Origin of the sequence: Cohnella sp. CFH 77786, assembly GCF_019400745.1 — a bacterium.
In the GTDB taxonomy this organism is placed as follows: domain Bacteria; phylum Bacillota; class Bacilli; order Paenibacillales; family Paenibacillaceae; genus Cohnella.
Map to the genome: position 1 here is coordinate 35,290 of NZ_WJIB01000023.1, position 13,174 is coordinate 48,463.

Annotated in this window: 9 protein-coding genes; all 9 read right to left on the reverse strand. The window is 60.4% G+C overall.

The window, feature by feature from the left end; translation table 11 throughout:
* Positions 1–53: 53 nt before the first annotated feature.
* A complete protein-coding gene (gene mutM / locus GE107_RS24190; RefSeq protein WP_219644027.1) occupies positions 54–953 on the reverse strand; it encodes a DNA-formamidopyrimidine glycosylase in 900 nt (299 codons plus the stop codon).
* A 154-nt stretch (positions 954–1,107) separates the two neighbouring features.
* On the reverse strand, positions 1,108–3,477 hold the full coding sequence (locus tag GE107_RS27325) for an S-layer homology domain-containing protein (protein ID WP_219644029.1): 2,370 nt from the start codon (positions 3,475–3,477) through the stop codon (positions 1,108–1,110).
* A gap of 191 nt (positions 3,478–3,668) precedes the next feature.
* The gene (gene polA, locus GE107_RS24200) at positions 3,669–6,350 is read right to left on the reverse strand and encodes a DNA polymerase I (protein WP_219644032.1); all 2,682 of its coding nucleotides are present in this window, start codon (positions 6,348–6,350) and stop codon (positions 3,669–3,671) included.
* A 139-nt stretch (positions 6,351–6,489) separates the two neighbouring features.
* On the reverse strand, positions 6,490–7,749 hold the full coding sequence (locus GE107_RS24205; RefSeq protein ID WP_219644033.1) for an EAL domain-containing protein: 1,260 nt from the start codon (positions 7,747–7,749) through the stop codon (positions 6,490–6,492).
* A 111-nt stretch (positions 7,750–7,860) separates the two neighbouring features.
* Positions 7,861–9,678, reverse strand: a complete 1,818-nt coding sequence (locus tag GE107_RS24210) for an EAL domain-containing protein (protein ID WP_219644036.1) — start codon at positions 9,676–9,678, stop codon at positions 7,861–7,863.
* Between the two features lie 191 nt (positions 9,679–9,869).
* Positions 9,870–10,526 (reverse strand): phosphate signaling complex protein PhoU, encoded by a 657-nt coding sequence (gene phoU / locus GE107_RS24215; RefSeq protein WP_219644038.1) that lies wholly within the window; start codon positions 10,524–10,526, stop codon positions 9,870–9,872.
* 32 nt (positions 10,527–10,558) lie between these two features.
* Positions 10,559–11,317 carry a phosphate ABC transporter ATP-binding protein PstB gene (pstB, locus tag GE107_RS24220; RefSeq protein ID WP_219644040.1) on the reverse strand — a complete coding sequence of 253 codons (759 nt, stop codon included), beginning with the start codon at positions 11,315–11,317 and terminating at the stop codon, positions 10,559–10,561.
* Positions 11,318–11,326: 9 nt separating this feature from the next.
* Positions 11,327–12,214 carry a phosphate ABC transporter permease PstA gene (gene pstA / locus GE107_RS24225; protein ID WP_219644042.1) on the reverse strand — a complete coding sequence of 296 codons (888 nt, stop codon included), beginning with the start codon at positions 12,212–12,214 and terminating at the stop codon, positions 11,327–11,329.
* Complete coding sequence (pstC, locus tag GE107_RS24230; protein WP_219644045.1) at positions 12,211–13,137, reverse strand: phosphate ABC transporter permease subunit PstC; 927 nt, start codon at positions 13,135–13,137, stop codon at positions 12,211–12,213. Before pstC ends, pstA begins: the two co-directional genes overlap by 4 nt.
* Positions 13,138–13,174: the final 37 nt, after the last annotated feature.

The window sequence follows — 13,174 nt, forward strand, 5'->3', positions numbered from 1 at the left end:
CAGGGAATCGGGCGAATGCCCCGTTCTCCCCAGGGGGACAACGGCAAGCGCGCTCAGCCTTGTCCGTCCAGACGGCGTTTGACCGCATTCCGCCGGTCCGCTTGCGGAACGGGGCGCGTGCCGCGCGGAGCGCGTTGGCACGACGGGCACACATGCGTGCCCCGGCCGCCCACCGCCGATTTCTCGATGGGCCGCCCGCAAGTCAGGCAAGGTTCGCCCGTCCGGCCGTACGCCTTCAGCCGATGCTGGAACATGCCCATCTCGCCTTGGCCGTTCACGTACGATTTCACGGAGGAGCCCCCCGCTTCGACGGCCGCGCTTAGCGTATCCACGATGGCATAGTAAAGCCGATCCTTCTCCTTGCGGGACAATGACTCCGCCGAACGTTCGGGATGGATGCCGGCGGCATGCAAAGCTTCGTCCACATAGATGTTCCCGAGGCCGACGATCACTTCCTGGTTCAGCAGCAACGGTTTGATTTTGGTCGTTCGGCGGCTGATTGCCTTCGCGAACGACTCCGGCGTGAAATCGTCCGAGAGCGGCTCTTGTCCCAGTTTATTCAGCGGCGGCGCGGTCCATTCTTCTCCCGGAGCGAACAGGTGCATCGTGCCGAATTGGCGGACGTCCTTGTATCTCAGCTCCGTACCGTCGGTGAAATGGAAGATGACGTGCGTGTGGGGCTCCACCGGGTCTTCCCGTCGATACAAGCCATACCTTCCTTCCATGCGGAGGTGGGAGACGAGCGTCAGCCCGTCCATCAGCAGGCGCAGGAATTTCCCCCGCCGTTCGACCGAACGGAACGTCCGTCCTTCCAGCATCGCCGCGAACGCGGCGGGATCGTCCGGTTTTTGCAAAATGCGGGGAAGGCTCGCCGTCACCCGCTCGATCGTTTTTCCGCGAATCAGCGTATCCAGCGTGCGGCGGACCGTTTCCACCTCCGGCAGTTCCGGCAACGTCATACACCTTCTCTCAAGTCTGCAATGGTTCCATTATAGCGGATGACAAAGGCCGGGACCACCTTGTCCCGGCCGTTCGGAGATTAAAGGTTATACAGAATCCATACTTCCAATCGGATAGCATCCGCCGCGATTGTCGTTTTGCGGGCGATCAGCCGTTGCGAAGGGGCGCTTCCTGAAGCTCCGCGCGCACGGACAGGAACCGGGAGAACGCGGATGCCGCTTCCGCGCGCGTCACTTCGCGGGCAGGCTGGAATTTGCCTCCGCTTAACGTCATGATGCCGAGCCCCACCGCAATCGCCGCTTGCCCTTTTTGCTTCGTCTCGGCCGCGTCGCGGAACGTCACGTTGAACAGGTTATCGTGCTCGGCGAGCGAATTGTAGCCCAGTGCCCTCGCGATAAGTTCGGCCATCTCTTCGCGATCCACTTTACCGTTTGGATTGAACGTGCCGTCGCCGATATCGATCAAGTTCTGCGAGAGCGCGTTCTGCACGTACGGATAGTACGCGGATTCCTTGGCAACGTCGGCGAAAGCGGCGGACGCGGACCCGGAGGTGAAGACGATCGGAGGACGACCGCTGTTGATGGCGAGCACGAGCATTTTGATCAATTCTCCCCGCGTGATCACCTGATTCGGCCGCACTTTGCCGTCCGCGACGTCAAGGGCGTGATAAGCAACCATGAGCTCGAGCTCGCGCTGGGCCCAGTGCCCTTCGATATCGGTCGGCTTCGCCTTGACGAGCTCGGTAACCTCGCCCGTCTCCGCGTTGAGCCATTGACCCGTCCGGGCGTCAACCAGGAGCGATTCTTCCAACGGTTTGGGCACCAGCCGGTAGACGAGCTTCACCGATTGCTCGGTCTTCACCTGTCCTTCGCCCGACAATTCGCCGGAAGCGAGCATCAGCTTGTATTTGTCGATCGGAATCGGTTTGCCGCCGTAGAGGTAGGACGTTTCCGTCACGTAGGTCAATTCCGTTTTGTAGGCTTTCATCCAAGCGTCGAGAGCGCGCTCTTTGCTGATGACTGCGGGCGTTTGCTCCGGATAGTCGATGGAGGAAACTTCCGCCCAGTAATTCTGCACGTTGCCGGTATGGGCGTCGATGTCGATGCGCAGATTGTCGGAAGCGATCCGGGCTCCCCCGGCTTTGCGCACGAAGCCGAACGAGTAGGCGTTCAGATCCGGATTTTTGTCCATTTGCTCGATTTCTTTCGCGTCAGGCTCCACGGCATACCATTGGTCGGCCAGCCAAGGCAGCTGCTTCTTGGCGACGTCCGCGGCTTTGGCCTTTGCATCCGAATAGGAGGTCCGGCTTCCCGCGTTTTGCCCGCTTAACGGTTGATACCGGTATTGTCCGAAATTGCGAACGGTTCCGGTTTCACTGTCGACGGCGGCGTAAAGGTTTCCGACTTCCTTATCCCCATCCTTCAGCGTCCACGCCAGGTTCCACGAAGAAGATACCGTCCCCGACCTCTCGTCCTTGTTTTCGTTATAGCTGGCGTTCGCAAGCGTCGCGTTGTCCGGAATCGGAAACGCTGCCCTGACCGCTTGTTCGGCTTTTTCGCGGGTCAGATTAAGCCCCCCGGCCGGCTCGGCGGATAAAGGCCGATCAGCCAGAGGAGCGTCAGCCGTGCTCTGCGAAACCGGAGGAGCGACCGTCTCGCCGGAAACGGCATCGATCGTCACGGGGTTCATGGTGTAGACAAGAAGAGGTTGAATCGGCGAATTCGACCGGTAAGGAACGACGTACGCGAGCTCCGGAACGGCGGCCGCGCGCAATTTGGCCGTCGCTTCCTGCAAGGGGAAGGAGGGCTTCAGCGGTCCGAAATCGATCGTTCCGTCCCAAACGACGTTGTAGCTCAGCACATGCCCTTCGCTGTCGACTTCGACATCGATGTAGTTGTCCATGTAAGCAATATCGCCGACGACGCGGTCGAACCGCAGGGAATGGCGAATGAGTCCGGTTAACGGGGGCTTCGCGTCGGCGCCGAAATCTTCGTCGAAACGGATCTGATCTTTGTACTTGGGCGAAACTTGGCCGATGAACGAGAGTGCCGCTTGCTTCGCCGCATCCCGGTTGACTTTGAGCGGGTAAGAAGGCTTGGCGTTCGGGTTGTCGATGAACGCTTGGTAAGAGAGCAGATCCCCGTTGTCCGCGTCGATGCTGACGCTGATGTTCCCCTTGGCCGTGCCGTTCACGGTCTTATTGAAGTTCAAATTCCAGACGTTGCGGCGGTTGGTCAAGTCTAGCTGCGTGTACAAGTTGACGTTCTGCAGCTTGAAATCCTTCGGAATGCTCACGTAACCGCGGGCGAGCGACTCGGCTTTCTCCTTGGTTACCGCGGTATTGACCGTCACCGCTTTCGCCGGGTCTTGCCCCGAGGCGCTTTCCGCTGCCGCCGCGGTGCCCGCGGACGTCTCCGCGAATGCCGCGGCAGGCGCAGACACCATCAGCAAGGCGGCAGCCGACAGCGCGAGCAGCGTGCGTTTCTTGTCCGCTCCGAACGATTTGCTTGTTTTCACCCTGAAAACCTCTCCCTTCTTCTGTACAAATCCACGTCTTTTTGACGGGAACGAATGGGCAAAGGTTGCATGGTTGGCAAAAAATGAACGGAAACGTATGATCGATGATCGAGTAACCGACAGGCCGGCAGAAAAATCGCCCGATTCGCGGCCGGTACGGCGGGGATCGGGCGATCGCTTGCGCGTATGGGTTATTTCGCTTCGTACCAGTTCGTGCCGAAGCTTACGTCCGCTTTGAGAGGAACGTCCAGCTCCAAAGCCGATTCCATCACCCGGGGGACGAGTACCTTCATCGTCTCGAGCTCCTCCTCCGGCACCTCGAACACCAATTCGTCGTGAACCTGAAGCAGCATGCGGCTCCGAAGCCCTCTCTCGCGCAGCGCCTCGTCCATGCGGACCATGGCCAGCTTGATGATGTCGGCGGCCGTTCCCTGGATCGGCGTGTTCATCGCCGTCCGTTCCGCGAACGAACGCAAGTTGAAGTTCGAGGCGCGGATATCCGGCAGATAACGGCGGCGTCCGAGCAAGGTCGTCACGTAGCCGTCCTGCTTGGCTTGCTCCACGATCGTGTCCATGTACCTGCGGACTCCCTGGAATACGCTGAAATATTGCTCGATAAAGGCGGCGGCTTCCTTGCGCGTGATGTTCAGGTTCTGGGAAAGCCCGTAATCGCTGATGCCATAGACGATGCCGAAATTAACGGCTTTGGCGGAACGGCGCATGTTCGCGTCGACCTGATCCTTGGGCACGCCGAAGACGTCCATCGCGGTTTTCGTATGGATGTCCATCTCCTGCAGGAACGCTTCCTTCAGCCTCTCGTCTCCGGAAATGTGCGCGAGCACGCGAAGCTCGATCTGCGAATAGTCCGCGCCCAGAATGCGCCAGCCCGGCTCCGAGGGTACGAACGCCTTGCGGATCTGACGGCCTTCCTCAAGGCGGATCGGGATGTTCTGCAGATTCGGATATTGGCTGGACAAGCGTCCCGTGGCGGCGATCGTCTGACGGTAATAGGTGTGGATCTTGCCGCCCGTCTCTTCGCGGATCTCCTTCAGCAGCCCTTCGATATACGTCGATTGCAGCTTCGCCAGCTGGCGGTAGTGCAGGATGAGCCGGACGACTTCGTGATAGGGCTCCAGCTTCTCCAGCACCTCGGCGTCGGTGGAATAGCCGGTTTTGTTCTTCTTGATGACGGGCAAGCCGAGCTTCTCGAACAGGATTTCCCCGAGCTGCTTGGGCGAACCGATGTTAAATTCCGTTCCGGCTTGGCGGTAGATGTCCGCCATGATTCCTTCTATCCGGTTCTGGAAATCATGGCCCAGCTCCCGTAGCGTGCTTGCGTCGCACTTGATCCCTTGCAGCTCCATGCCCGCGAGCACTTTGGCGAGCGGCTGCTCCAGCTCGTAATAGAGCTCGCGCATGTTCAGCTTCTCCAGCTCTTCCGTAAGCAGCGGCTTCAGCCGGCGGACGGCATCCGCTTTGGCCGCGAGATGGGCGGCCAGCTCCTCCATCGGCGGTACGCGGAATTTCGCGCCTTTGCCGTAGACGGACTCGTCCGACGGAACGGACGGCATCCCGTGCCGCTGGAGCAATCCCCCGAGCGAAGGATCCGCCTCGGTCGGGTCGAGCAAATAAGCGGCGAGCTGCACGTCGAAGGACTGGCCGCCCAGCTTGACGCCGTCAAACGCGAGCACGAGTTCCGCGCGGTGCATGTCATATCCGGTTTTGGGCGCCTCCGGATCGGACAGCCAGGCGAGAAGCGCTTCGGCTTGCGGCGATTTGAGTTGCGAGTAAGCCAGCACGAAGCAGCGCGAACCCGCCGCGATCGCGAGTCCGATGCCTTCGCTCTGGTGCGGATTGTCGCCGGAGGATTCGACGAACAGCGCTTCGGCGGCGGGAAGCGCCGAGGCCAACTCGTCCCAGCCGTCCGCGCCGTCGCCGAGGATGACCGTTTCGTAGGAGACCTCAGCCGCCTCCCGGCCGTCCCGGACGGCGCCATCCGCGCCGCCGAGATCGAGCCGTTCCATCAGCGACTTGAACTCCAGCTTGCGAAGGGCGGCCGCCAAAGCCGCGGCATCGTAACCGTTCCAGGCGACGTCGTCGACCGTCCGGTCCAACGGCACTTCCCGGAAAATCGTCGCCAGACGTTTGCTCATTCTCGCGTTCTCTACGTTGTTTTCGATATTTTCGCGCAGCTTGCCCTTCAAATTCGGAATGTTGTCCAGCACGTTCTCGACCGAGCCGTATTCCTGCAGAAGTTTGACCGCGGTTTTCTCGCCGACGCCGGGCACGCCCGGGATGTTGTCGCTCGGATCGCCCATGAGGCCTTTCAGATCGATGATCTGCTCCGGCGTAAGGCCGTATCTCTCGTTTACGTCCTCCGGGGCGTACTTCTCCACCTCGCTGACGCCTTTGCGGGTGAGGAGCACCGTCACCTTGTCCGAGGCGAGCTGCAGCAAATCCTTGTCGCCGGACACGACGACCACTTGACGGCCCTCTTCCTCCGCCAAGCGGGACAGCGTTCCGATGATATCGTCCGCCTCGTATCCCGGCAGCTCGTACTGGGAAATCGAGAACGACCGGATGAGCTCCTTCAGCACGGGAAACTGCTGCGAGAGCTCGGGCGGCGTTTTCTCTCGGCCGCCTTTGTATTCCGCGTAACCTTCGTGGCGGAACGTCGTTTTGCCCGCGTCGAAGGCGACGAGGATGTGGGTCGGCTTCTCTTCCTCGAGCACCTTGAGGAGCATCGTCGTAAAGCCGTACACCGCGTTCGTCTGCAGTCCGCTGCTGTTCGTCAGCGGCGGAATCGCGAAAAACGCGCGATAAATGATGCTGTTGCCGTCGATCAGCATCAGCTTGTCCGTTCCATTCGCCATGAGCCGTAACCACCTCACCGACTGGTTGCTTCCTATGGTTTATCATACCATACGGGGGAGCGGGCCGCATCCGGACGGCGAAAAACCGGCCGCCGCGCAAAGGCGGGGCCGGTTCCTGTGCGATGTTGGGCGTCCCGCATCAACCGATGCCATAAGGATAGGTAAGCACCGGTTTCTCGCTGGGACGGCCGATCAAATAACCCTGGCCGTAATCGATCCCCATTTTCCGGACCAGATGAAGCTCTTCCGGCGTTTCGATCCCTTCCGCGACCGTGAGGATTTTCATCCGTTTCGCGAAGCGGACGAACGTTCGCAGCATTTGGAGCTTCATTTCGTCGCGGTCGGCGTTCTGGACGAGGGATTTGTCCAACTTGATGAAATCCGGCTTCAGCTCCACGATCGCCTGAAGGGAAGAATAGCCGGCGCCCGCGTCGTCGATGGCGATTTTGTATCCCTGGTTCCGGTAATGGTCCAGCATCATCTTCGCTTCCTCGAAATCGTCGATCGAATCCCGCTCCGTCAGCTCCAGCACCACCTGCTCCGGCTTCAAGCCGCGGGCCGCGAGCCATTGCCTCGTCTGGCCGGATACGAAGTGCGGGTCTTTCATGATCCCGGAATTGACGTTGATGAAAATTTTCTGTTCCGTGCCGAGAGAAGGACAGGAACGGATCGCCTTCTCGCGCGCCAGCCGGTCGAGCGCGAACGCATAACCCTCCCGCTCCGCGAAGCGGAACAGCGGAAGGGGCCCCTCGAACGGACTGCCGGGCGGACAGCGCGTGAGCGCCTCGTAGCCGAACAAGCAGCCTCCGCGCAAATGGAAGAGGGGCTGGTAGGCGCTGCGGATATCTCCGTCGCGCAGAATCCGTTCCATTTCGATCCCCTGCTTCGTGTCCGTTTCCGTACGTCCCCATCCGTGCAGCCGGGAAGCGGCCGCGAGGAACGCTTCGTACAGCTGTTCTTTGTATGTACGGCCTAACGAGCCGGTTACGACCGCGGCTCCGTATCCCATATGATCCCGGCCGGTCCCGGCAACCGAATGCGAGCCGAAGAAAGCTTCCGTTTCCGCCTGCATGAGCTCGCGGATCCGTCTGGCCAACCCCTCCGCATACCGCTCGGAGGAACCGATCCACGAATCCGGAATGTCCGCGATCATCCACAGATGCGACCCGATCCGGTCGCCGAAGCGGACGGATTCCCCAGGAAGAATCCGGGCCAGCCAAGCGTTCCACAGTTCGGATTCCTGCGATTCCGGCACCGCGATCCGCTCGATCCCGATTTCGGACAAGTCCAGCCCGATCAAACCGATGGGGCCCGCCTTCTGCTGCCCTTCCCGGGGGTCCCGGAAGGGAAAGCCTCCGAACGTCTCCGCGCCGCCCGACTCTTGGGAAGACATATTCATAGGAGCCAATCCTCCATTATTCGACAAAATCACGGCAGACGGAACCGCCGACACCGCCTTAAATGCCGTCCCATCATATCAATTCACTGTAAACGCCCGTGTCGAAGAGCGTTAACGGACGGTTAAACCTTTTCTCTCCGCGAACGCATGGAACTCCTCCAGCGTCTCCCACTCCAGCGCGCTTCCGAGCCTGGTTTTCGCCGCTTTCTTGAGCAGCGCCGAGTATTCGGCCAGCCGTTCGGGCGTCCACCCTTCCGTCACTTGGCACGAGAGCACCGCAAGGGACAGCGAAAGACTTGCCCCTTCCACCGGCGTTCCCGATCGGTCCCGTACCGGACCGTGCGTCCGGTCGAGGAAGGAGGAGATGCCCCGTTCGAATTCCGCCAGCATCTCTTCGCCGATCCGGACCGGATTGCCGTAATCGAAGATAACGATGAAATCGTCGCCTCCGATATGCCCGACGAAGCTGTCGTCCGGGCTGTATTTGCGCACCGCCGCCTGCAGCGACTCCGACGTATACCGGATGACGTCGTCTCCGCGGTGGAAGCCGTATTGGTCGTTATACCATTTGAAATAGTCGAGATCCGCGTACAGCACCGAAAAAGGCCTTCCTTCGTCCAGCCGGCGGGACAGCTCGCGGCGAATGGGCTCGTTGCCGGGCAGCCCCGTGAGCGGATTGGCCCATTGGGCGTTCGACATTCGCATCGTGGTGACCCACTCCAGCAGCGCCCGGATCGAGACGATGCCGGACACCTCGCCTTTGCGCGTCACGATGACGGCATCGTAAAGCTTGTCCGGCTCGCGGGCCATCGCCGTCTGGGACAGCTGCTCCACCGGTGTCGATTCGTCCACGATCAGGGGCTGGGCATCCATGATTTTGGACACGGGACGGTTGCCGTAAAGGGGAAGCCCGAACTGTCTGGCCAGCGTCTGATGAAGCTTCTCCTTCATCAGCATGCCGACCGGTTTCCCGTCCTTGAGGATAACGAAACCCGGCGCCTCCCGATGGATCTCGAAGAATCGTGCGATCTCCGTGACCGGCGTCGAGCTGGGGAACGTAACCGCGGGCTCCGTCAGCTCGAGAAGCGCTCCGGCCGCTCCGCGGAATCGGCGCCTCATTTCCTGCCGGATCCGGTCCGTGACGGAAGGGTCGACGGACCGCGGCGTTTCCGAAGGGACGCCGAGCCAAAGTCCCTCCCCGTACCCCACTCCGTAAGTCATCAGCGGCCGGATTTGTTCCTCCCGCTCCAACCCGTCCGCGAGCAGTACGATTTTCTCTTTGCGGGCAAGCGCGGAGATGGCCTGCAGCAGGCTTTCGCCGGCGGGATCCCGTAAGGTCCGGGGAAACCACTCCGTACCGATCCGGACGTAATCGGGCTTAAGGTCCACCATCCGCTCCAAAGCCGTCCTCCCGGTTTTCAGGCCGGAAAAGGCGATGCGGAAGCCTTGCGTCCGGTAATGGCGGATGGCGGCATGCAGCGTTCCCGGGTGCCCGTCACTCTCGTCCGACAGAAGGAGCACGACGTGATCCGGCCGCAGTCCGGCGGCTTCGATCCGGCCCAGCGTGCTTCCGGGATAGAGGCGTGGATCGTAAACGATTCGAGCCGGCACAGGCAAAAACAGCTTGACCGCTCGCGGACCCGCGGGAACGCCGCGGATCGCCAGCTCCCGAAACCGTCTGTCGTTGTCGTACAAATTCCCCTCCGCTTCGGATTCGGCGTAGAACAGGCTGGAATCCCATGACGCGTTCGCCTCGGCGTCGAATGGGATCGCCTCGTATCCGTATAGCGTGCCGTCCGACAGCGATACGATGGGCGCGTACCGGACCGCGATTCTATCGCCCGCCGACATGCCTCTCCGCTGCTGGACCTTCTCCATCGCCGACCGTACCTCCAATTGTTCGCCCAACCGATTGCCGAGCTCATCCATCCCCGTTCGCCTCCGACCAAAATCCCGAAATTTTCTGCGGCATTTGGTACGATATACCTAGATAGGACTAAATTATCACAAGCTTGTCCGTACTATGTCGATGCCGTGTAAACGCTGGGTAAAAATCCAATTATCATACAAAAAGCCGCAGGCGCTTCGCGCCTGCGGCAAAGGCTGCGGCAACCGCCGGATCAATTGAGATCCGGCCGCTTTCCCGTGACCAAATAGACGACGCTTTCCCCGATGTTGGTCGCGTGGTCCGCGATTCGTTCGATGTATCGTGCCACGAACGACAGCAGCATCGACTGGTTGATCGATTTCGGATTTTCTACCATGATCGCGGCAAGATCCATGAAGACGACGCCGAACAGCGTATCGACCTGATCGTCGTCCTTGGCCATTTTGTAGGCCAAATCGACGTTCTCCTCCACGTAAGAGCGGATCGACTCCGAAATCATCGTCTTCACCAAGTCTGCCATCCGCGGCAAATCGATGAGCGGCTTGATCAAGGTCTGGCCTTCCAGCCGGATGGCCGCTTTGGCGATATCGACCGCCAGGTCTCCCATGCGCTCGAGGTCCGAAGCGATCTTCAGCGCCGCCAGAATCTTCCTCAGATCCTTGGCGACGGGCTGCTGGGTCGCGATGAGCCTGGCCCCCGATTCGGAAATTTGCTCCTCGATCCGGTTCAGCGCGGGATCCTCCGCGACGATGCGTCTCGCTTCGTCCGCGTCCAAATTCACGAGGGAAGCCATGGCCTCCTCCAGCGCTTTTTCAACGATATCTCCCATGTGGATCAACATATCCTGCAGTTGCTTCAATCCTTCGTCCAATTCCCTGCGCGTCACCATAACGGCTTCCTCCCTTGTCGCTTCCGCCCCGATCACCCGAATCGGCCGGAAATATAATCGTCCGTCGACCTATGCGACGGATTCGTAAAGATCTTCTGGGTCGTGTCGTATTCGACGAGATCGCCCATTAGGAAAAAGGCCGTTTTGTCGGAAACCCGCGCGGCTTGATACATGTTATGCGTGACGATCACGATGCAGTATTCCCGTTTCAGCTCCGCGATCAGCTCTTCCACTTTGGCCGTCGATACCGGGTCAAGCGCGGAAGCCGGCTCGTCCATGAGCAGGATGCTGGGCTGCACGGCGACCGAACGGGCGATGCACAGCCGCTGCTGCTGGCCGCCGGACAACGCGAGGGCCGAACGGTGCAGCCGGTCCTTCACCTCGTCCCACAGCGCGGTTTTCCGCAGGCTGCTTTCCACGATTTCGTCCAGCTTCTTCTTGTCGCGAATCCCGTGGTATCTCGGTCCGAAGGCGATATTCTCGTAGATCGATTTGTGGAACGGATTCGGCTTCTGCCACACCATGCCGATCTTCTGCCGGAGCAGGACGACGTCCGTCGCCGGATCGTTGATATCCCGGCCGTCGATCCAGATTTGCCCTTCGACGCGGGCTCCCGGGATGACGTCGTTCATCCGGTTCAGCGACCGGAGGAAGGTGGATTTGCCGCAGCCGGAAGGACCGATGAGCGCGATAACCTCCCGGGAGGGAAAGTCCATGCTGATTTTCTTAATGGCTTGCTTCTCTCCATAGTAGACGGACAAGTCTTTCGTAAAGAATGCTTTCTCGCCCATGGTGTCCCCCTACTTCGTCGCCGTGAACTTGCGGTAAATCGCACGGCCGAGCGTGCGGGCACCTAAGTTGAACAGCAGCACGATGATGATGAGCACGGCCGAAGCGCCGGCCGCGATTTCGGGAGCGTCGGGCGCGCGCCCTTCGCTGTTGATTTTCCAGATGTGCACCGCCAGCGTCTCCGCCGGACGGAACGGGTTGAGCGGCGATTGCGGGTCGGTCGGATTCCAGTTCGTGAAATCCAGCTTCGGCGTGGTCATGCCGGCCGTGAACAGCAGGGCGGCCGCTTCGCCGAACACGCGGCCCGACGCCAGAATCGTACCCGTCATGATCGCGGGAAACGCCATGGGCAGCATGACGGACCAGATCGTTTTCCATTTCGACAGGCCGAGCGCAAGTCCTGCTTCCTTCTGCTCGCGGGGAACGCCGCGCAGCGCCTGCTCCGTGATGCGCACCATCAGCGGCAGGTTGAATACCGTGAGCGCCAGCGCACCCGCCGCGAGCGAGTATTTCATTTGGAAGAGGTTTACGAAAACGAGCAGTCCGAACAACCCGATGACGATCGACGGGAAGGAAGAAAGCACCTCCACCACGAGACGGATAAAGTCGGTTACCCGGTTTGCCTTGGCATATTCGCTCATGTAGATGCCCGCGCCGATGCCGAGCGGGATTGTGATCATCATCGTTAAGACAAGCAGGTACAACGAATTGAACAGCTGCGGACCGATGCCGCCGCCTTTCTTGAACGACTGGGGCGGGGACGTCAGGAAATGCCAGCTGACGTGGCTGAGTCCGCGGAACAGCAAATAGGCGATCAGTCCGGCGAGAATGGCCATGATCAAACCCGCGATGGCGATGATGGCGCCCGTCGCAATGCGGTCTGCCAGTTTGGCTTTCATCGTTTGGCCCTCCTCTCGAGCATGCGGACGATAAAGACGAACAGGAACGTCATGAGCAGCAGAATGAGCGCCAGACTCCACAGCACGTTGTTGTGCAGAGAGCCTCCGACGGTATTGCCCATCTCCAGCGTAATGATACTGGTCAGGGTCGCCGCCGATTCCAGCAGGGACCGCGGGACGTGAGGCGCGTTGCCGATGACCATCTGCACGGCCAGCGCCTCCCCGAACGCGCGGGAAATCCCGAGCACGATCCCTGTCAGCAAGGAAGGAAGCGTCGTCGGGAGGATCAGACGATAAATGGTTTGCCAGCGGGTTGCGCCCAGCGCGAAGGAACCTTCCCGCAATCCGGCGGGCAGCGTGCTCAGCGCATCCGTGGCGATCGAGGTGACCGTGGGCAGGATCATAATGGACAGGACGATCGCGCCGGCCAGGATGCCGAAGCCCTGGCCCGGGAAGTTGTCGCGCAGAAACGGCACGATGACGGACAGGCCCACGAAGCCGTAAACGACCGAAGGAATGCCCGCAAGCAGCTCGATCGCCGGCTGGAGCACGGTCCGACCGAGTTTGGGCGCGATTTGCGTCATGAACACGGCCGCGCAGAAGCCGAAGGGCGCCGCGATCGCCGCCGCGATGAACGACACGGATGCGGAACCGGCCAGAAACGGCAGAGCACCGAAGAGCGGAGGCTCGCCCTCCGGCTTCCAAACGTGGCCGAGCAGCAGGTCCGGAATCCCGATCGCTCCCGATACGAAAGGATTCAAGCCCTTCGACGCGATAAACCACACGATGGAGAAAATCGTCACGACCATCAGGGCGACGCACAGATAGACATACACCCTGCCGAACCAATCTTCGCGGATATGTTTAGGATAACGGGTCAATCGGTCGCCTGCCGTTCGATCTTCCTTGACAGGGGTATTCATAAGGCCTCTCCTTTAACAGCAGACAGAGGCCGACAGA

Excerpts from the sequence above, each read along its gene's own strand:
- pstC (WP_219644045.1), bottom strand. The coding sequence starts at position 13,137 with ATGAATACCCCTGTCAAGGAAGATCGAACGGCAGGCGACCGATTGACC.
- phoU (WP_219644038.1), bottom strand. The coding sequence starts at position 10,526 with ATGGTGACGCGCAGGGAATTGGACGAAGGATTGAAGCAACTGCAGGAT.
- GE107_RS24210 (WP_219644036.1), bottom strand. The coding sequence starts at position 9,678 with ATGGATGAGCTCGGCAATCGGTTGGGCGAACAATTGGAGGTACGGTCG.
- pstB (WP_219644040.1), bottom strand. The coding sequence starts at position 11,317 with ATGGGCGAGAAAGCATTCTTTACGAAAGACTTGTCCGTCTACTATGGA.
- GE107_RS24205 (WP_219644033.1), bottom strand. The coding sequence starts at position 7,749 with ATGAATATGTCTTCCCAAGAGTCGGGCGGCGCGGAGACGTTCGGAGGC.
- polA (WP_219644032.1), bottom strand. The coding sequence starts at position 6,350 with ATGGCGAATGGAACGGACAAGCTGATGCTGATCGACGGCAACAGCATC.
- pstA (WP_219644042.1), bottom strand. The coding sequence starts at position 12,214 with ATGAAAGCCAAACTGGCAGACCGCATTGCGACGGGCGCCATCATCGCC.